Annotated in this window: 19 protein-coding genes; 2 read left to right on the forward strand and 17 right to left on the reverse strand. The window is 36.4% G+C overall.

What is annotated here, in order from left to right; all coding sequences use genetic code 11:
• Positions 1-86: 86 nt before the first annotated feature.
• The 7 genes from GILLI_RS18440 to GILLI_RS13680 all read right to left on the reverse strand — a co-directional run bounded on the left by GILLI_RS18440 (position 87) and on the right by GILLI_RS13680 (position 5,591).
• Positions 87-242, reverse strand: coding sequence for a lmo0937 family membrane protein (locus GILLI_RS18440; protein WP_006989708.1), 156 nt, complete (start codon positions 240-242; stop codon positions 87-89).
• Between the two features lie 187 nt (positions 243-429).
• Complete coding sequence (locus GILLI_RS18620; protein ID WP_006989709.1) at positions 430-1,965, reverse strand: cryptochrome/photolyase family protein; 1,536 nt, start codon at positions 1,963-1,965, stop codon at positions 430-432.
• Positions 1,966-1,968: 3 nt separating this feature from the next.
• Complete coding sequence (locus tag GILLI_RS18625) at positions 1,969-3,270, reverse strand: DASH family cryptochrome (protein ID WP_006989710.1); 1,302 nt, start codon at positions 3,268-3,270, stop codon at positions 1,969-1,971.
• A complete protein-coding gene (locus GILLI_RS18175) occupies positions 3,245-3,406 on the reverse strand; it encodes a DUF2256 domain-containing protein (RefSeq protein WP_006989711.1) in 162 nt (53 codons plus the stop codon). Before GILLI_RS18175 ends, GILLI_RS18625 begins: the two co-directional genes overlap by 26 nt.
• Before the next feature lie 8 nt (positions 3,407-3,414).
• Positions 3,415-4,059 (reverse strand): flavin reductase family protein, encoded by a 645-nt coding sequence (locus GILLI_RS13670; RefSeq protein ID WP_006989712.1) that lies wholly within the window; start codon positions 4,057-4,059, stop codon positions 3,415-3,417.
• A 76-nt stretch (positions 4,060-4,135) separates the two neighbouring features.
• Entirely contained in the window at positions 4,136-4,381 is a 246-nt protein-coding gene (locus tag GILLI_RS13675; RefSeq protein WP_006989713.1) for a hypothetical protein, read from the reverse strand.
• Positions 4,382-4,472: 91 nt separating this feature from the next.
• Complete coding sequence (locus tag GILLI_RS13680) at positions 4,473-5,591, reverse strand: alkene reductase (protein WP_006989714.1); 1,119 nt, start codon at positions 5,589-5,591, stop codon at positions 4,473-4,475.
• Between the two features lie 269 nt (positions 5,592-5,860).
• Between GILLI_RS13680 and GILLI_RS13685 the strand changes: the two genes are divergently transcribed.
• The gene (locus GILLI_RS13685; protein ID WP_006989715.1) at positions 5,861-7,207 is read left to right on the forward strand and encodes an FAD-dependent oxidoreductase; all 1,347 of its coding nucleotides are present in this window, start codon (positions 5,861-5,863) and stop codon (positions 7,205-7,207) included.
• Positions 7,208-7,216: 9 nt separating this feature from the next.
• Here GILLI_RS13685 and GILLI_RS13690 read toward each other — a convergent pair whose 3' ends face one another.
• The 5 genes from GILLI_RS13690 to GILLI_RS13710 form a co-directional block, all read right to left on the reverse strand.
• Positions 7,217-8,710 carry a potassium/proton antiporter gene (locus GILLI_RS13690; RefSeq protein ID WP_006989716.1) on the reverse strand — a complete coding sequence of 498 codons (1,494 nt, stop codon included), beginning with the start codon at positions 8,708-8,710 and terminating at the stop codon, positions 7,217-7,219.
• Between the two features lie 132 nt (positions 8,711-8,842).
• Positions 8,843-9,502, reverse strand: coding sequence for a peptide-methionine (S)-S-oxide reductase MsrA (gene msrA / locus GILLI_RS13695; protein WP_006989717.1), 660 nt, complete (start codon positions 9,500-9,502; stop codon positions 8,843-8,845).
• Positions 9,503-9,571: 69 nt separating this feature from the next.
• A complete protein-coding gene (locus GILLI_RS13700; RefSeq protein WP_006989718.1) occupies positions 9,572-10,174 on the reverse strand; it encodes a hypothetical protein in 603 nt (200 codons plus the stop codon).
• A 247-nt stretch (positions 10,175-10,421) separates the two neighbouring features.
• On the reverse strand, positions 10,422-11,201 hold the full coding sequence (locus GILLI_RS13705) for a zinc ribbon domain-containing protein (RefSeq protein ID WP_006989719.1): 780 nt from the start codon (positions 11,199-11,201) through the stop codon (positions 10,422-10,424).
• A 2-nt stretch (positions 11,202-11,203) separates the two neighbouring features.
• On the reverse strand, positions 11,204-12,298 hold the full coding sequence (locus GILLI_RS13710) for a Nif3-like dinuclear metal center hexameric protein (protein WP_006989720.1): 1,095 nt from the start codon (positions 12,296-12,298) through the stop codon (positions 11,204-11,206).
• 45 nt (positions 12,299-12,343) lie between these two features.
• Between GILLI_RS13710 and lpxK the strand changes: the two genes are divergently transcribed.
• Positions 12,344-13,354 (forward strand): tetraacyldisaccharide 4'-kinase, encoded by a 1,011-nt coding sequence (lpxK, locus tag GILLI_RS13715; RefSeq protein WP_006989721.1) that lies wholly within the window; start codon positions 12,344-12,346, stop codon positions 13,352-13,354.
• 104 nt (positions 13,355-13,458) lie between these two features.
• Here lpxK and GILLI_RS13720 read toward each other — a convergent pair whose 3' ends face one another.
• The 5 genes from GILLI_RS13720 to GILLI_RS13740 all read right to left on the reverse strand — a co-directional run bounded on the left by GILLI_RS13720 (position 13,459) and on the right by GILLI_RS13740 (position 19,468).
• Entirely contained in the window at positions 13,459-15,693 is a 2,235-nt protein-coding gene (locus tag GILLI_RS13720; RefSeq protein WP_006989722.1) for a tetratricopeptide repeat-containing hybrid sensor histidine kinase/response regulator, read from the reverse strand.
• 36 nt (positions 15,694-15,729) lie between these two features.
• Positions 15,730-16,737 carry a type I glyceraldehyde-3-phosphate dehydrogenase gene (gene gap, locus GILLI_RS13725; protein WP_006989723.1) on the reverse strand — a complete coding sequence of 336 codons (1,008 nt, stop codon included), beginning with the start codon at positions 16,735-16,737 and terminating at the stop codon, positions 15,730-15,732.
• Between the two features lie 18 nt (positions 16,738-16,755).
• The gene (gene lipA / locus GILLI_RS13730) at positions 16,756-17,628 is read right to left on the reverse strand and encodes a lipoyl synthase (RefSeq protein ID WP_006989724.1); all 873 of its coding nucleotides are present in this window, start codon (positions 17,626-17,628) and stop codon (positions 16,756-16,758) included.
• Between the two features lie 176 nt (positions 17,629-17,804).
• Positions 17,805-18,374 (reverse strand): RNA polymerase sigma factor, encoded by a 570-nt coding sequence (locus tag GILLI_RS13735; protein WP_006989725.1) that lies wholly within the window; start codon positions 18,372-18,374, stop codon positions 17,805-17,807.
• Entirely contained in the window at positions 18,365-19,468 is a 1,104-nt protein-coding gene (locus GILLI_RS13740) for a glycosyltransferase (RefSeq protein ID WP_006989726.1), read from the reverse strand. The genes GILLI_RS13735 and GILLI_RS13740 overlap by 10 nt, the downstream gene beginning before the upstream one ends.
• Between the last annotated feature and the right edge of the window lie 4 nt (positions 19,469-19,472).

Raw genomic sequence — 19,472 nt, forward strand, 5'->3', positions numbered from 1 at the left:
TCACCCAAGTTAAGTTATAGGAAATGATATAAAAAACGAAGCCCCTTGAAAAAATCAAGGGGCTTGGTAAATAGTATTTATTCCTATTACAATCTTCTTCCGGTAAGCAGTTTGTATAAAATCAATATTACCGCAATCACAATTAAAATGTGAATAATCGCGCCTAAATCAGGAAATGCAAAATATCCTATTAGCCATCCGATAATCAATAAAACTACAATAAGCCAAATTAAATCTTTCATAATTGTTGGTTGTTTAGCGCAACATAAGTTGCTATTAATGGTTTAGATTTTAAAAAATAAATGCATTAAATCGGGTAGATCACATCTTAACATTTTAAAAATCTTATAACCCGGTTAGTAATTGTGTACGAATTTATGCAAACAGCAGTCTAAACTCAACTTTTTTAACGTGTGTTTAACTATTACTTTAGATAATATCTAAATTTTTAATAATATTGGAAGCTCTTTCCCTTATATCAGTCATTTCTGCAGTAGATTTTTTTTCCAGCATACTCATCATCATGGCCATTCTATGGTTGTCCTGGAAAAATTCCTTCTTTTCATCAAGAAAATTCCAGTAAAGGCTATTAAAAGGACAGGAGTCCTCTTCAACCTTCTTGGAAACCTTGTAATGACAATCTGCACAGTAATTACTCATTTTATTGATATAACTCCCACTGGAGACATAAGGTTTTGTGGCTACAATTCCACCATCGGCATATTGACTCATTCCTCTGGTATTTGTTATTTCCACCCATTCTATAGCATCTACATAGATTCCCAAATACCAGGCATCGACTTGGTCCGGATTGGTTTGGGTAAGAAGAGCGAAATTTCCCGTGATCATTAGGCGTTGTATATGGTGTGCATAGGCATGTTCCAGACTTTGGTTAATGGCGTGTTTTAAACAATTCATCTTAGTCTTTCCTGTCCAGTAAAACTCCGGAAGTTTATTGTGATTTTTGAGTGCATTTCTTTGTTTGTAATCCGGCATTTCTTTCCAGTAAATACCCCTCATATATTCACGCCAACCCAGTATTTGCCTAATGAAACCTTCAATTTGAGAAATATCTATTTCGTCTTTATGTTCCCTCCAGTATTCAATGGTTTTATCGATAACCTCCAGGGGATGAAGCATCTTGGAATTCATTGCAAAAGACAATCTTGAATGAAAAAGAAAAACCTGTTCCGTATGCATAGCATCCTGGTAATCTCCAAAGTGTACCAGTAGGTTTTCACAGAAATAATCAAGAACAGTAACAGCGTCCTTCCTATTGGTTGGCCAATTGAAATTTTCAGGATTTATAGATCCTATAGTTTTGATATTTGTTTTTTCAATTTCCTTTTTTATTTCTGAAATATCCCTGTTAAAATAACACGCATCAGGGATTTTCGGGGAACCTTTCCATTTATTCCGGTTGCTCTTATCAAAATTCCACTTTCCACCTTCGGGGTCTTTATTGTTAACCATCATCACATCGTACTTTTTCCGCATGTCCCGGTAAAAATTTTCCATGATCATTTGCTTTTTTCCCTTAAAGAACGCGGCAAGGTCGGTCCTTTTGGTTAAAAAGTGTTCTGTGTCAAATACTTCAGAATTGATTTTTAAACCCTTACAAAAGGCTTTCAGTTGTTCATCAAGGCGATATTCATCCGGAAGTTGATATTCAAACTTTTCAATATCACTTTCTAAGATCAATTGCTGAATATTTTTCTCTAAACTTTGCTTGTTTGTTGCATCTGAGATTTGGTAATATTTAACCCGATGTCCATTAGCTTTGAGATACTCAGAAAAATTTCGCATCGCGCTGAAAAAGGCAACAACCTTTTGTATGTGGTGAACAACATAATCTGTCTCCTGTCGCATTTCCATAATGACATACGTGACATCTTCCCGGGTAGCATCAAACCAACTGTGTGAATGGTTGAGCTGATCGCCTAAAATAAGTCTAAGTATACGCATGGTTTAAAAGAGTCTTTCCTGAAGCCAGGTTTGTTGATACTTACCTGCAGGATCATAACGCTCTGCCTGGGATTTTATATTGAATTTTCTGTCCCGTGGATCATTGCCCACGCCGCTGTTATACATCCAGTTTCCCCAATTGCTGTGCACATCGTAATCTATCAACATGCTTTCAAAATAAGCTGCACCAATTCGCCAGTCCTGTTGTAATTCTTTAGACCAGAAACTGCATACATTTTGTCTTCCCCGGTTGCTCATGAATCCTGTTTTAGCGAGTTCATTCATATTGGCATTCACGAAATTCTCTTTGGTTTTTCCCTGTATCCAAAGATCTTTTATGCGATCGTCATGTCCCCAGGAATAATCTTTTTTTAGAACGCCGCCAACCTTAAAGATATCATTCCCGTGTTTTAAGGAGATATATTTAAAAAAGTCCCTCCATAAAAGTTCGAAAATCAACCAATAGGTATCTTCATTTTTTGTGACTTTATCTTCAAATTTCCGGATCTCCCGGTAAACTATTGTGGGAGAAATACATCCATTTGCTAACCAGGACGAAAATTTTGAACTGTAGTCCTTTCCTAAAAGTCCGTTGCGTGTTTTTTTATACACCGCAAGCTTTTTGGTCTCCCAAAAATAGTCCTCCAATCTTATTTTTGCCTGATCTTCCCCTCCCTTAAATGGAAAAGCAGTTCTTGGATCTGTTTCAAAATTCTCGAATCCAAGTTCTTTTAAAGTTGGTAGGTTTGCAATTTCAGAAAGTAAATTTTCATTTGGTAATTTCTCAGGAATTGGAATAACAGGTCTAACTTTTCCATTCTTTTCACATTTTTTCCTGAATTCGGTAAAAACCTGTGGGATATCTCGAAACGTATCAAATGGAATATCTTCAGGGTGGTATAGGAACTGATTATAGTGCTCTTTCACATTCACAGCCTCCGGCAAAATTGAGGTTACTGCCTTGAGGGTTTTAGTTTCCTCAGGAGTCCATTCTTTTTGTAGATAAAGTGAGGTGATCTGGAAACGTTCTACCAACTCAGTAAATTTTGATTCTGGCTTATCCTTGATTATAAGGAGGCTGATGTTCAATTTTCTTAGATTATCCCAAAGCTCCTGCAAACTTTCCAGAAGGAATTTGGCTCGGAATTTTCCGGTTTTTTTAAATCCAAATTCTCCAATTTCGAATTTTTCCGGATCCATGAAATAAACTCCAATAACCATTTCACTGTTTTTGCAAGCCACGCTTAAACTTTTATTATCGGCAATTCTTAAATCATTTCTAAACCAAACTATGCTTTTTTCCATTTTTCTGACTGCTGCATTTTTTACTGCAATATTTTACGTTGGCCCAGTTCTTTTCCCATTTTTTACGCCAGGAAAATATAAGGCCACAGGACTCACATATTTTCGTTCGGAGATCCTGTTTTTTGACTTGTTTCATTTTCTAAATTATTCTTTTTTGAAAAAAGATTTAATTTCCTTCCCCGGCCTGGCGTAATGGAACCTATCCAGTAGAACCGGCAAGGCATAGCCATCTAAACCGTTTATTGCTATGGTCCCGGCATCATCCAAACGCAGCCATCCATCTGGAGCTTGTATTCCCTCTTCAAAATATAGGTGCTCTATTGCCGCAACAACCAGAATGGTATCATTTTCCAGGATGTGATATTCATTTAAATAACGACATCCCATTTTTACCGATGATTGTTTAACATAGGGTGCAAAAAAATCGTCCAAATATTCTTCCTCCAAACCTGTTTGGTTAAATTCAGAAATGTCATTTTCATATTTTGCTGCGGTTTGATGTGCTTGCTCAATCATAGTTTCATGAATATGATTTACAGTAAAAAACCCGGTTTCTTTTATGTTTTTAAAGGTGTTTCTGGGTACCGTGGTAGGTCTTAAAATAAAACCTAACATTGCCGGATTGCTTCCTATATGGTGGACAGAATTAAAAACAGCCACATTCGTTTGATCACTTTTGGATTTGGTTGCCAATAAATTTGCAGATTTATATCCAGTACAGCTATTTATAAGATTAAGCCGAAATAGCTTATCTAAATTTTTTATATCGGAGTTTGTATAGTGTTTCATGTAAATAGGTCAGTTAAATTAACTGACCTAAATTTAGTAATACTTAAAAGATTATCCTGTTAATCAATCTCTAAAATCAATCACTTATTTCCTCCTGATTGATTCGGATTTCATAGTCTTCAATTATTTCCCGAATTGCATCGACGTTATCTGAAGAGTTTTGATGTGCGACCTCCATTGCTTTTTCCAGTTCTTTATCTGGGTTTTGAAATAGGTCCGTGATCACATGGTTAATTTTATCAATAATACTTTCCTGGCTGTTTTTTATATCTTCCAGTTTATTCAACATTGATCTCATTTGTTCCAATTTTGCCTCATCCATGATTTAATGATTTTATTTAAGTTTAAATTTAAAGGGATATTCACAAAACTAAAGTTGTATTAACCAACATTTAGTTCTTTTTGAAGCCATTTTAAGAGCTTTTGGCATTTTTTGACTTTTCATAACTGGGATAATCGGTATACCCTTTTTTTCCGGGAGTGTAAAACGTAGCTTCATCCCATTTGGCTATAGGTGCATTTTTTTGGAAACGCTCAGGTAAATCTGGGTTGGAAATAAATAATTTGGCAAATGAAACCAAATCTGCATGTCCATTTTCAATGATCTTATTTCCTTTTTCCTGATCGAGCCCTCCATTTATCATCAAGGTTCCTTTATATATAGGTCTATAGTGTTTTGCGATTTCAGTTTTCAAAAATGGAATCGCGCTCACATCTGTAAAAGGTTCTGAAAGATGTACATAAGCCAAATCATAGGCATTGAGTTTTTCTACTATATAATCGAATGTAGGAATAGTATCTTCAGAAGCAATAATTCCGAAGGAATTATGGAGAGAAGGGTTTAATCTAACCCCAATTTTATTTTCTTCCCAAATTTCGGAAATTGCTTCAATAATTTCAAAAAAGAATCGAGCTTTGTTAGGAATGCTCCCTCCGTAATCATCGGTACGGATGTTTGAATTGCTGTTAAAAAACTGGTGGATTAAATAGCCATTCGAGGAATGAATTTCAACCCCATCAAATCCGGCCTTCTTCGCATTTTGAGCTGCTGTTTTAAATTCCAATACTGTTTCTTTGATCTCCGCGAGACTCATAGCTTTTGGTTCTTCGGTATCTTCAAAACCATCTATAGTATACACTTTTTCGTTAGCGTTTACGGCACTGGGAGCAAGGGGTTTATCTCCATTGTGAAATTTGGAATGAGAAATCCGTCCGCAGTGCCACAGCTGAATAAAAATTTTACCTCCTTTCTCATGAACTGCTTTTGTAACTTTTTCCCAACCCTCTACCTGGCTGCCAGTATGAATTCCTGGGGTGTTAATGTAACCAACAGCCCTTTCTGAGACCTGAGAACCCTCTGTTATAACCAAACCGGCATCACTGCGCTGTCGGTAATATTCTACATGGAGAGTGGTGGGGGTGTTTTCCTTGTTATCTGCCCGGTTACGGGTCATAGGGGCCATAATTACTCTGTTTTTCAGGGTTATATCTCCCATTTGGTAAGATTGTAGAAGGGGTTGGTCTAAATTCATTTTTCGGTTGATTTTATATTTCAAAATAAAGTTACAGGTTGTAGTAGGAATGCTTGTTAAACATATTATAAATACGCAGGTATTTAACTTATTTTAAGAAAAAATCGATTTTTAAAATTAGAAATTAATTGCCATAATAAAGGCTTTAGTTTGGGAAGTTTGCGGCTAATAAACTCTAAATATTTTAACCGGTAACTAAAATTATCGGTATTTTTGAATCGAATTAGATCAATAAAATTCTTATACCATCGGGAAAATAACTCTACTATATGCAGCAAACTAAAAATATAGCAATAATTGGCTCCGGATTGGTAGGTTCCCTTTTGGCTATTTACTTGATTAAAAGAGGTCATGAGGTAACAGTTTTTGACAGACGGAAGGATGTTAGAACTATTGAATTCTCCGGCAGATCTATAAACCTGGCAATGTCCAACAGAGGCTGGTACGCATTAAGAAAGGTTGGTATTGAGGAGGAAATCAGGAAAATTGCTTTGCCGCTGGATAAGCGTGCAATGCACGTAAATGAAAAGCCCGTTTATTTTCAGAAATACGGAAAAGAAGGAGAGGCAATATTTTCGATTTCCCGCGGAGTGTTAAATAGAAAAATGATCGATCTCGCAGAGGAAGCCGGAGTGGTTTTTAAATTTGAGGAAAAAGTATGGGATATTAATCTTGCAGAAGCAACAATATTTACGGGTGAAAGTGAAAAAAGCGAGTGGGAAGAATATCAGTTTGATATAGTTTTTGGGGCAGATGGTGCCTTTTCAAGGGTGCGGCATAAAATGCAGCGGCAAAGCCGTTTCAATTACTCTCAATTCTTTATAGACGTGGGGTATAAGGAGCTTACGATTCCGGCTAATGCAGATGGTTCCCATAAACTTGATAATGCCTCTTTTCACATCTGGCCTCGCGGAGAATTCATGTTGATTGCAATGCCTAACCTGGATGGAAGCTTTACCTGTACCTTATTCCTTCCTTTTGAAGGTGAAGTTTCTTTTGAAAGTATTAAAACCGAAAGAGATGCTGAAACTTTTTTCGCCACCTATTTTCCCGATATAATAAATGATATTTCAAATTTAACCAGGGATTTTTTCAAAAATCCCACCAGTGCGATGGTAACTATGAAATGTTTTCCATGGACGTATTATGATAAAGTTGCGCTTGTGGGAGATTCTGCGCACGCAATAGTCCCTTTTTATGGACAGGGGATGAATGCTGGCTTCGAGGATATTTCTGTTTTAGATGATCTTATGGAAGCGTATGGAGATGATTGGGAACACATATTTATGGAATATCAAAATCTTAGAAAGCCTAATGCTGATGCTATTGCAGAATTGAGTTACAGGAATTTTATTGAAATGAGCAGTAAAACTGCAAATCCAGAATTTCTGCTTCGAAAAAAAATTGAAAAGCATTTTTCCGAAAAACATCCCGAGCATTGGATCCCGCTCTATTCCAGAGTAACATTTTCAGATAAACCTTATGCAGATGCGCTTGCCATAGGAGATCAACAGCGTGCGATTATGGATGAGGTAATGAAATTGGAAAAAATTGAACAACGTTGGGATAGCAAGGAGGTAGAGAATTTAATATTAGAACTTCTGGTTAAAAATTGAAATAAATTCTTAGGTCAAACTCTCCTCTTCTTCTTTAATCATATCCAGTCCCAGACTTGTATATACTTCCCTAAGAGTTTCGCTGTCTTCCGTAAGAACTATAAGCATATCATTGGGTTCAATTTCAGTTGCACCGTTTGGAGTTAGGAACTTATCATCCCGGGAAATCATGGCTATAATGGCTTTCCTTGGAAATTTCAATTGTACAATGGCTTTCCCAACCGAATGATTATTTTCTGGAATAATGATCTCCCTTATAAATGATTTTGCTCCATCAGCTAAAAATGCATCTACAGGGGATTTTGGTTTAACTTTAAACGGAAGTGCCACATGCAGCCATTTTGCAACCAGGGATAGAGTCGTTCCCTGAACTAATACAGAGGAGAGCGATACGAAAAAAACAATATTAAAGATCATATCTGCCTTATCAATTCCGGCTAAAAGTGGATAAGTTGCAAAAACAATAGGAACCGCCCCGCGAAGTCCAACCCAGGAGATATACCATCTTCTTCTCATTTTCATTTTAAAGAACATCAAGCTTATAAATACGCTTAAGGGACGGGCTATAAATATGAGGAATACCGAAACAAACATTCCTATTCCCAATACAGGTAGTACCTGGCTTGGAAAAACCAATAAACCAAGGGTTAGGAAAAGCACTATTTGCATAAGCCAGGCAAGACCATCAAACATTTTCATAATGGTCTTTTTATGGATGATATTATGATTTCCCAAATAAACCGCACATAAGTAGACGGCTAAAAAACCGTTTCCACCAACAAAATCGGTGAAGGAAAAGGTTATAAACATAAGGGCTATGGTTAAAACAGGATATAATCCTTCAAAATCCAGCTTGATGCGGTTGATCATATATTTGCTCAATTTTCCAAAACCAAAACCAAGCGCCCCACCTATTAAAATTTGTTTAAGAAAAAGGGGTATTATACTATAAATGCTAAGATCCTGATTGATTACCAGTCCTAAAAAGGCAATGGTAAGGAAATATGCCATAGGGTCATTACTACCACTTTCCAATTCCAGGGTTGGCCGAAGATTTGTTTTTAGGCCAAGATTTTTAGCCCGGAGGATTGAGAATACCGCTGCAGCATCTGTGGAGGATACAATTGCGCCTAATAGAAGGCCTTCGTAGATGGTAAAATCTGTTATAAAGGACACAAAAAAACCAACAGAAACAGCTGTTAGCAAAACCCCCAGAGTAGATAAGGAAACTCCCTGCCATACCACAGGCTTTATGCTTTTCCAACTGGTATCCAGTCCTCCAGAGAACAATATGAAATTGAGGGAAACGATTCCTATAAACTGAGCTAGTTGGGGATCGTTAAAATTGATTTTTCCTATTCCTTCAGATCCTGCCAGAACCCCAACAAGTAAAAACAAAATTAGGGTGGGAACCCCAAATTTGTACGATGTTTTACCGGCGATAATGCTTATTAAAAGTAGGATGGAACCTATTAAAAGTACATTCTCTGTGGTGATGTTCATGGAAGGAGCTTAGGAGTTCTTTTAATCGATGTAAAAATACTTAAATAAATCCTTTAGGGGGAACTAAATCCGGGAATCATAAAAAAAAAGTGAAGCCAAAGGCTTCACTTTATCAATAATTTTGAAGAAATTTTAATGACTATTTTTCTTCAGTATTTCAGTAAAGTTTTCTTTAAATCTATTTAGTCTTGGAATAGAAACATTTTGAATATAAGGATTTCCGGGATTATTTTTTTCATAATTCTGATGATAATCTTCTGCAATCCAGAATTTTTGAAAGGGTAAAATTTCTGCAGCCAGAGGTTTTTCATACTTCTTTGCAACCTCGGCTTTTACATTCTCAATAATTTCTTTTTGCTCCTGATTTTGAAAGAAAAGTATAGATCGGTATTGAGAACCTTGATCCGGTCCTTGTCCATTTACCTGGGTAGGATTTTGCGAGCCATAAAATACCTGAACCAGGGTTTTAAAATTGATTTTTTCAGGATTATAAATGACTTCAACCGCTTCTGCGTGTCCCGTAGTTCCCGTATTGCTGGATTCGTAGGTTGGATTTTTTGTATGTCCGCCAGAATATCCCGAAATCACTTCGTCTACCCCTTCAATACTCTCATAAATAGCTTCCACACACCAGAAACAACCGCTGGCAAAATATACTTTTGCCAATCCGTCCTGAATAGAGACTTCTATCGGTTCTGCATTGGAGATACTTTCTTTGGTTACCGTTTGTGTGTTTCCGTTTCCACAGGATAACATAAACAGAGAAAAAGATAATAAAAAAATGGATTTCATAAAGTTTCAGTTTTATTAAAAGATAGTCTTTGTTGGTCGCAACTGGTATTTTTTTTTAACCAGGCAGGATCACTTTTTTTTGTAAGAGCCCTCCAGTGTTTTTTTTCCGAAAAGCGCATAGTCTTGTGCTAAGTCGCCATTTATTGTGAAACCTAACCAATCAAAATCTATTTCTCCATTACTTTTTGATGTAATTGTAGCAACCGGAGCATTTTTGTCGAATTTCTCCCAGGGGATCTCATTTCCGTCAGTATTAAAATTGGAAGGAGCTATGAGGAAAACCTGAACCAGATTTTCATCTTTCTTTTCAAATTTGACATCGATATACATCTTGCCCTGAGTAAGGCATAATTTAGAATTAGCAGTAAATTTTACTTCCAGACAATAACAAGAACAATTGGAATCATTTTCCTGGCCTACCTTGATGTAATTTCCGACCATAGATGCAGTAGCGTTATTGTCTGAATTTGATTCCTCCCCCGGGGAGTTTAACCCTGAAACATCTTTCTGTTTTTTGGAGGGTTTGTTCTGCTTTTCCCCGTTAGGGTGTTTTTCTGCTTCTATATTTTCTTCTTCCAGGTAGATATCCTCATCCCGGACATCTTTTTCTGGATTGTTTTTGCACGACGAAAGTATAAAAATCATTGTAAGAACAGAAAGGAATAGTTTCATAGGGAGTTATTTGTTGGACTATGCAATTATTAGTATGGGTTTAAAGTTAGGGGATAAACTGGTCTGGTGTGTGAAAATGTTGTTAATCTAATTATTGGATCTGCTTTCTGGAGGAGATTTTTAAAAAAAATATTGTTTTCGCTTCGAAGTTTAAACCAGAAATAAAAGCACAAAAAAAAGGATACTCAAAAAGAAATCAGGTTTAGATTCCTTTTGAATATCCTTTTATACAAGGTTTTTTACTTGTCTAGATTTTAGAGAAAAGCTTTTCCATCTTTTCGTGTTCTTCTTTTGCCAGCTCTTCATCAACCAAAATTCTACCACTATGCTCATCTGTGATGATCTTTCTTCTGCCTGCAATTTCCACAATTACCTGTGGTGGGATAGTGAAATAAGAACCTCCTGAAGCTCCACGCTCTACCGCTACTACTGCTAAACCGTTTTTAACGTTGGTTCTTATGCGCTTATAGGCACTTATCAATCTTTCTTCAATTTGAGTTTCAAATTCGTTGGATTTTTTCACCAACAATTCTTCCTCTTTTTGAGTTTCAGCCAAAATAGCATCTAATTCTCCTTTTTTGTGAACGAGATGTTTATCGCGATCGTTTAAACGTTCCTTGGTTTGAGCGATCACCTCTTTTTTCTGCTCGATTTGAGCTTTGTGTTCTTTAATGTGTTTTTCAGCAAGTTCAATTTCAAGTTCCTGAAATTCGATCTCTTTGCTTAAAGCATTAAATTCACGGTTATTCCGAACATTTTTTTGTTGTTCGGTATATTTTTTTATTGCTGCTTTAGAATCATCAATAAGAATTTTTTTGTTCTTAATGTCTGCATCAACCGATTCCAAATCAGTTTCTAACTTTTGTATACGTGTGTTTAACCCGGCTACTTCGTCTTCTAAATCTTCAACCTCCAGGGGAAGTTCACCTCGTACATTTCTAATTTCATCGATTCTGGAATCAATTAGTTGAAGATCGTACAACGCTCTTAACTTCTCTTCTACAGTAACATCGGTTTTTTTTGCCATAGTTAATAATACTTGATAGGATTGGTTTTTGTATTCGATAAAATAAGTGCAAAATTACTAATTTTTTTGCTAAGATACGAATGTAATAGGTTTTTTGTGTATTGCTCACTTTCATAGTGTCCAACATCTGCTAGTACCAGCTTTTGTTCGGCTTTATAGAAATCATGATACTTTAAATCTGCTGTTATAAAAAAGTTGGCACCGGCTTTTTTTGCATTTTCAATGGCGAAGCTACCACTGCCTCCTAAAACTGCTACCTTTTTTACTGGTTTCCCCAACAATTCTGAATGCCGGATGCATCCTGTTTTGAATATGTTTTTTATTTCAGAAAGGAAAACAGATTCTTCTTTTTCTTGTTTTAGATCTCCAATCATGCCCATTCCTATTTGCTGGTTTGAATTATCAAGGGTAGTAATTTCATAGGCCACTTCTTCATAAAGATGGTTTTTGAACAGCGCTTTAAGGATTTGCTGTTCCAGATGTGCAGGAAAAGTAATATTTATCTGGGTTTCTTTCTCAAAATGAGTTTCTCCACTGCTGCCAATAACAGGATTGGCATTTTCATCTGGTTTAAAACTTCCAACTCCTTCCAGATTAAAGCTGCATTCATCATAATTCCCAATACTTCCCGCACCTGCCTCAAACAATTTTTGTCTTAATTCTGCGGCTTGCGCGGTTGGGGTGTAGGTTGTTAATTTTTTGATGGTCTTTTCTTTAGGGATTAGGATCCTGGTGTTTAGGAGATCCAGCTTGTCACAAATCATTTTATTGACTCCCAGACGGTGATTATCCAGGGCCGTATGTATCGCGTAAATCGCGATGTTGTTTTGAATAGCTTTTATCACTGTTCTTTCTACATAATTAGCTCCATTCAACCTTTTTAATCCTGAGAATATGATGGGGTGAAAACTCACTATTAAATTACAGTTTGTATCGATGGCTTCGGCTACTACTTCCTCGAGGGTGTCCAGCGTGATGAGGATGCCGGTTAATTTTGTTTCTGGCTGGCCAACCAATAAGCCTACATTGTCAAAATCTTCAGCGGTGGAAACGGGCGCAAAATCTTCCAGATGTTTGATGACCTCTGCAATTATCATAAATTCTTATTTTATTTCAAATATAAATATTATACTTTCGTCTGGATGAGAATCTTTAGAAAATTCCTTTTTCCATTTGCGCTTTTGTACGGTTTGGTGATGCTTCTTCGCAATTTTTTATATGATACAGGTTTCTTTAAATCTACAAAATTTGCATTTCCTGTTATTTGTGTTGGAAACCTGAGTGCTGGTGGGACGGGAAAAACTCCTATGATAGAATATCTTCTGGATCTGCTTTCCAGGAAATATAAGGTGGCTGCCCTTAGCCGGGGTTATGGAAGGGAGACAACCGGTTTTGTTTTGTTAAATGGAACTGAACCTGCCAGGGAAGTGGGGGATGAGCCCCTTCAGTTTAAATCCCGATTCAAAGATGCTATAATCGCCGTTGATGAAAATAGGGTTCATGGGATTTCACTTCTAAAAAACAGGTTTTCTCCGGAAGTGGTATTGTTGGATGACGCTTTTCAGCATAGAAAGGTTAAAGCAGGGCTAAACATACTTTTAACCAGTTATGGTGATTTATATATGAATGATTTGATGTTGCCAACGGGGAATTTAAGGGAGCCTTCCATTGGTGCTGAAAGAGCCCGGATTATTGTGGTAACCAAATGTCCTGTGAACTTAACCAAAAAAGAACAGGATGAAATAAGGAAAAAGCTGAAATTAAAGAATCACCAAAAATTATACTTCAGTTATATCGAGTATGCTGAAAATATTTATAATGAAAATGAAGAAATTTCTCTAAGTGCTCTTTTGGAAGAAAAGATAACCCTTGTAACGGGGATAGCAAATCCCAGTCCTTTGTGTCAGCATCTTGATAAATTGAAAATAGACTTTACCCATATTAAATTCCCAGATCATCATAATTTTTCTTCCTTAGATTTGAAGAAGTTTACTTCTGCCTCCAGAATTCTTACCACAGAAAAAGATTACATGAGATTAAAGAATTTGCTTTCTCATCCCGGATTATACTATCTGCCTATTAAAATGAAATTTATTAGCAATGCTGAAGGATTCAAAAAGGAATTATCACACTATGTATTAACTGAAAAATGAGGTGCAAAAAGCACCTCATTTAATTTTGGCTAATTCAAACTATATATTCTTTTTCGGTATATAATTTTAATTGCAATTGCAATTTCAAATTATATGCCAAAAGCTTAAGCCTGAACTTTATTTGCGGCCAGATGCAAATTGATTTTGTGGAAAAACTCTTCTGTTTTATATGGTTTAGGTATAATATCTGTAAATCCGTTTAAGTAGAATTCATCAAGATTCTCGTCAAGTGTAACGGCTGTCAAGGCAACAATAGGAATTTGATCATCAAATTTTCTTATTTCAATAGTCGCTTCAATTCCACTTATTCCTGGCATATGTATATCCATCAAAATGAGGTCAAAATTGTTTTTTTTCACCTTTTCAATAGCAATAGTACCATTATCGGCAATATCACATATCACCAAATGTTTTTCCAAAATCTTGCGGGTTATCATTTGGTTGATCTTGTTATCCTCTACAATAAGAATGCGTTTGTTATGCATCATATCATTGGAAAGTGCGGCACTGGGCGTGTTGGGGTTTGTAATTCCTGCTAACTCCTCGAATGCTTCAAACTTAAGGTCGAATGTAAAGGAGGAACCTTTGCCTAATTCACTATCAAGGTGAATATCACTGCCCATTAAATTCAATAAATTCTTGACAATTGAAAGGCCTAAACCTGTTCCTCCAAATTTCCTGTTTATTTGCAGGGAGCCCTGTGTGAAATTATCAAAAATCGCACTTTGTTTTTCTTTAGTGATTCCTTCACCATTATCTTTTATTTGAAAATGAAGAAATAATTGTTTGCCAACCTGGTTAACTTTCTTAACAGCTATCCAAATGTCCCCATTATCGGTAAATTTAATTGAGTTTCCTATCAAATTGATTAGGATCTGAGAGATTTTAAGCGGATCTCCTTTTAATTTTTTTGGAATTTCAGGATCGAAATCGAAATGTAAGGTCGTCTTTTTTTCATCGGCCGAATTTTTCAGGGCGATGAGTACATCAGAAATGCGCTTTTCCAGGTTAAATGAAGTTTCAAGGATATCAACCTTTTTTGCTTCCAGTTTATTTAGATCTAAAATATTGTTGATTAGGGAAAGCAGGTATTCTCCTGAAAATTTGAGGGAATTTAAATGTTCCTTCTGATTTTCGGTAGGGCTTTCTTCTAATAGTAGGTGTGTTAATCCTGTTACAGCATATAATGGTGTGCGAAGTTCATGCGTGATGGTGGAAAGGAACTGCGCCTTAGCCATAGATGCTTTTTCAGCATTTTCTTTAGCGATGGTAAGTTCATCATTTTTCTTTTGAAGCAAATCGTTAGCGCGTGCGCGAAGATTGTTATTTTTATAAAGCGATAAAGTTAATAAAGACAAGATAGTAATAAGTGCCACACTCAAAATGGTGGTGAGTTTATTTACTTTTAGAGAGCGCTCCTGTTCGGCATTTTGTCGTGAAAGCTCCTTTAAGTTGGTTCGCATAGCATCTACCCCGTAGCGTGTATTTGCGTCTATGGCCAGAACTTCCTTATTCATATTAAAAATTGAATCCTTTACTTTAGTGCTGGTCTGGAGATAGCTCAGGGAGTTTTCAAAATCTCCTTGTTCTTCGGCAATCCGACTTAAAATTTTGGTGGATTGTATGAACATACTTCCATAATTATTATCTTTAGCAATTTTCAGGGATTTTAAAGCTTCAGATTGAGCCAAATCATATTTACCCTTTATGAAATTAATCCTTGCCTTATAATAATATAATCGCGATTTTTCATACTTATTTACGCTTTCGGCTAAATAAATCTCGGCATTATTTAACTGGGTAAGAACGAGCTGTCGGCTTTTTTCAGAATTTTTAGAATTCAGGTTATTTATTGCCCTGTTTAGAGAAACAATCCCAAGGTATTCCGTATCATTTACTTTTAAATAATAATCTTCAGCTAAATCCAAATAATTATTAGCCCGATCAAATTTATTTTGTGCGCTTAAAATTTTCGAATAATTAAGATAACTATATGCAAGTCCTGCCTCGTCTTCTATTTCTCTTTGAATTGAAATTGCACGTTGGAGTTCTGTATCTGCCCGGTCATATTCGTGGCGTATGTAATAAAGCGAGGAGAGAATACCGCTGGAAAGAGCGATGTATTTTTGATCGTTAACTTGTTTTGCTTTTTCCAGCGCCTCATTTAGCTGGGTATGCGCTTGCTGAAAATCTAAAACATTTATTGAAATTTCGGCTTCATTTAGTAATTGAAGGATTTCCATATTCTTCCTGGAAATTTCATCCTCTTTTTCTTGCTGAAAAGCAGATGAAGAATAGCAGCTGAACAGGAAAATAAGCGAAAAAAGTAATTTCTTCATCAGGGGGTGGCTCGTACTTAATATTGTTAAATATAGTTATTTCTTTGAAACCAAAGAAATTAAATCTAATAACCGGCTGGAATATCCTATTTCGTTATCATACCAGCCTATAAGTTTTATTAAATTCCCTCCTATTACAGATGTCATTTGAGCGTCGAAAATACAGGAATGTGGATCGCCGGAAATATCAATAGAAACAAGGGGTTCTTCGGTATAACTAAGATAATTTTTAAGGTAGGTCTTAGACGCCTCTTTAAAGGCTTTATTGATTTCTTTAATCGTGGTGGGTTGAAGCACATTTATAGTCATATCTGTAAGAGAACCATTAGGAACCGGAACGCGTATTCCGCAACCACCAATAACATCTTTTAAGTCTGGGAATATTTTGGTTAAGGCTTTAGCGGCACCGGTTGTAGTTGGGATGATAGAAAGTGTTGCAGCCCTTGACCTTCTTAGGTCTCTATGTGGTTTGTCATGTAAACTTTGATCGGAAGTATAGGAATGAATTGTGGAAATATAAGCGTGTCTTACACCAAAGTTCCTTTTGATAACTTCCAGCATAGGTGCTGCATTATTCGTGGTACAGGATGCATTGGAAATTATTTTTTCACTTCCATCAAGAATGTTTTCATTAACTCCTAAAACAACCATTTTAATTTGATCATCTTCCGGTGGCACAGAAAGAATTACTTTTTTAACCCCGTCCTGAAGATGAAACTCCAGATCCTCTGTTTTTTTGAATTTTCCCGAACATTCTATTACATACTCCACTCCGTATTTTGTCCATGGAATATCTTTTGGGTGAGCGTGATTTAAAACCGGGATTTTCCGGCTCTCTATGTTTATAAATGAATTTTTAGAAGAAATGTTTTGCTGTAACCTACCATGAATACTGTCATATTTTAAAAGGTGGGTTAGGGTAGTAGCATCTGCAATATCGTTGATTGCAACTATTTCTATCTTATTATTTCCTATTAAAAGTCTGAATAAGTTGCGACCAATACGACCAAAACCGTTGATCCCAATTTTTATTTTTTCAGCCATGTTCTGTGCAGAGGGGAATTAAGTTAAATGTTTTTGAGCTTTGTAGGAGGATCTTACCAGTGCACTGCTTTCTACATGTCGAAAGCCTAAATCCATGCCTATGGCTTCGTATTTTTTGAATTGTTCGGGAGTTATGAATTCTTTTACGGGTAAATGTTTTTTACTTGGTTGTAAATATTGGCCAATGGTTACAATATCAACATCCACGCTTCGCAAATCTTTAAGGCTTTGAATAACTTCATCCTCTTCTTCCCCAAGCCCTAACATGATCCCGGATTTGGTTCTTTTTATCCCGTTCTTTTTTAAATAATTCAGCACTTCTAAACTGCGCTCATATTTAGCCTGGATGCGTACTTCTCTGGTGAGACGTTTTACGGTTTCCATATTGTGGGAAACAACTTCAGGGTTTACTGCAATTATTCTGTCGATATTTCGCTCATTTCCCTGAAAATCGGGAATAAGGGTCTCTAGTGTCGTTTCCGGATTCATTCTCCTAATAGCCTTCACGGTTTCAGCCCACAGAATGGAACCCATATCTTTTAGGTCGTCCCGGTCTACACTGGTAACAACAGCGTGTTTTATTTTCATCAATTTAATAGAACGCGCAACTTTCTCTGGTTCATCCCAGTCTAAAGTTTCTGGTCTCCCTGTTTTTACGCCACAAAATCCACAGGAACGTGTGCAAATATTTCCAAGGATCATAAAAGTGGCAGTACCTTCAGACCAGCATTCCCCCATATTGGGGCAACTTCCGGCGGTGCAAATAGTATGTAGATCGTATTTATCGACCAAGCCTCTTAACTCGGTATATTTCTTTCCGGTAGGAAGTTTTACACGCAGCCATTTAGGTTTTGGCGTTCGTATTGGTGCAGTTATAGTATCTGTAGTCATATCAAAATTCTATGATTCAAAGATACAATAATATGATGAAATGAGTAATTTAAGAAAGGGAGTCTTTCGGGGTTAATTTCCCGATGACCGCACGTAGCCTTCGGGCGTTATTTCATCCAAGAACCGGAGATTTATTTTCTGGGCATATCTCGTGAGCGTGCCCAGCAGTACTTGATTTAGCTCTTTCTGGATTCGATGATCTGGGCTAATAATTTTTTTGCGCGCAACAATTTCACCTTGATATTATTCATAGGTTCTTCCAATTCTGTAGCGATCTCCTTATAAGATCTCTCCTGAAAATATCTAAGGTTGATCACTTTTTGATAATGCGGTTTCAATTGTTTGATATCGCTTAGCAATTGCGCAAGATGTTGCTCATTTATAAGGATATCTTCTATGGTAGGAGTTTCATCGGCGATTTTGTAAACTTTTTCGCTGGATTCATCTGCCGTATTGCCGCGAATTGATGCTTTCTTTTTTCGAATAAGGTCTATATGGATGTTCCTGGAAATGGTTATGAGCCAGGTTTTGAAATTGTAATTTTCATCAAAAGAAGAAAGTTTATCAAAGGCTTTCGAAAAGGTTTGAATAGTGATTTCTTCAGCATCATACTCATTCCTGGTCCTTTTTAGCTGAAATGCATATACATCACTCCAAAAGGTGTCCAGTAAATATTTAAAGGCTGCCTGATGCCCGGCCTTTGCTTGCTCTATTTGTTGAAGAAGGATAGCGGGATTTATTTCCAATGAGTTGGCTTTGAGAAAATATTACTGATAAAGATATAGAATTGCGAGGAAATTAAAAACACTTCCAGAACTGGAAATAACCAAACCAAATCCATTTCATCCAGTTTTTTGGCCGATTTCCAGAAAACAATATATTGAATCAATAATCTAAGGGCCAAAATACCCAAAACCAAAGGCCATTGAACTTGAAGTATTAATAATAGAACAAGAAGGCACCAAAATATTAATTGGGAGCTGTAAAAAGTGCCGAGTAAAATTTTGTGCTGGAATTTATAATTGGAAGCAGTCGAGGAATGCCTGCGCTTCTGCAAGAGCCAGTTTTTATAATTTAATTTTGGAACACTGCGGGTAATTGATTCCCGGTTAATACATATTGCTGTGTTTTTTGAGGATCCAGCCTGATTTACAAACAAGTCATCATCTCCTGAACGTACATGTAAATGAGTAGCAAACCCATTTTGATTGTAAAATTCTTCTGAAGAATAAGCTAGATTCCTTCCCACGCCCATATACGGGATGCCCCATTTTGAATAAGAGAAATACTGCACAGCGGTAAGAAGAGTTTCAAAGCGGATTAGTAAATTTAAAAATGATTTTTTTTTCTTAATATATCCGCCATAACCGAGAATGATGGTTTTTTCATTTTCAAATTTTGAAGCCATGGAAGTTATCCATTGACCGCTTACAGGAGTACAATCGGCATCGGTAAAAAGAAGATAATTGTTTTTCGCCTTTTTTATTCCCAGGGTAAGTGCATATTTTTTCTTTCCCCAGAAGGCTTCATTGTTGATAACATTTACCAGTTTTACGCGATTGTCTTCAGCAGCAAAATTTTCCATTACCTCCAGGGTAGTGTCGGTAGAAGCATCATTGATAAGGATTACCTCAAAATTGGGGTAATTCTGGTTTAATATAGAAGGTATAAATTGCTGAAGGTTTTCTGCTTCGTTTTTTGCGCAAATTATTACTGAAACAGGTAGGTTGACACTTTTGGAATCAACGTTAATTGCGTTAGCAAAACTAAAATATCCTATGTAAAATAGGATATTTATAAATGAGATTATTAAAAAGAATACCAGTAAAAATATTGCCATATAG

Origin of the sequence: Gillisia limnaea DSM 15749, from assembly GCF_000243235.1 — a bacterium.
Taxonomy (GTDB): domain Bacteria; phylum Bacteroidota; class Bacteroidia; order Flavobacteriales; family Flavobacteriaceae; genus Gillisia; species Gillisia limnaea.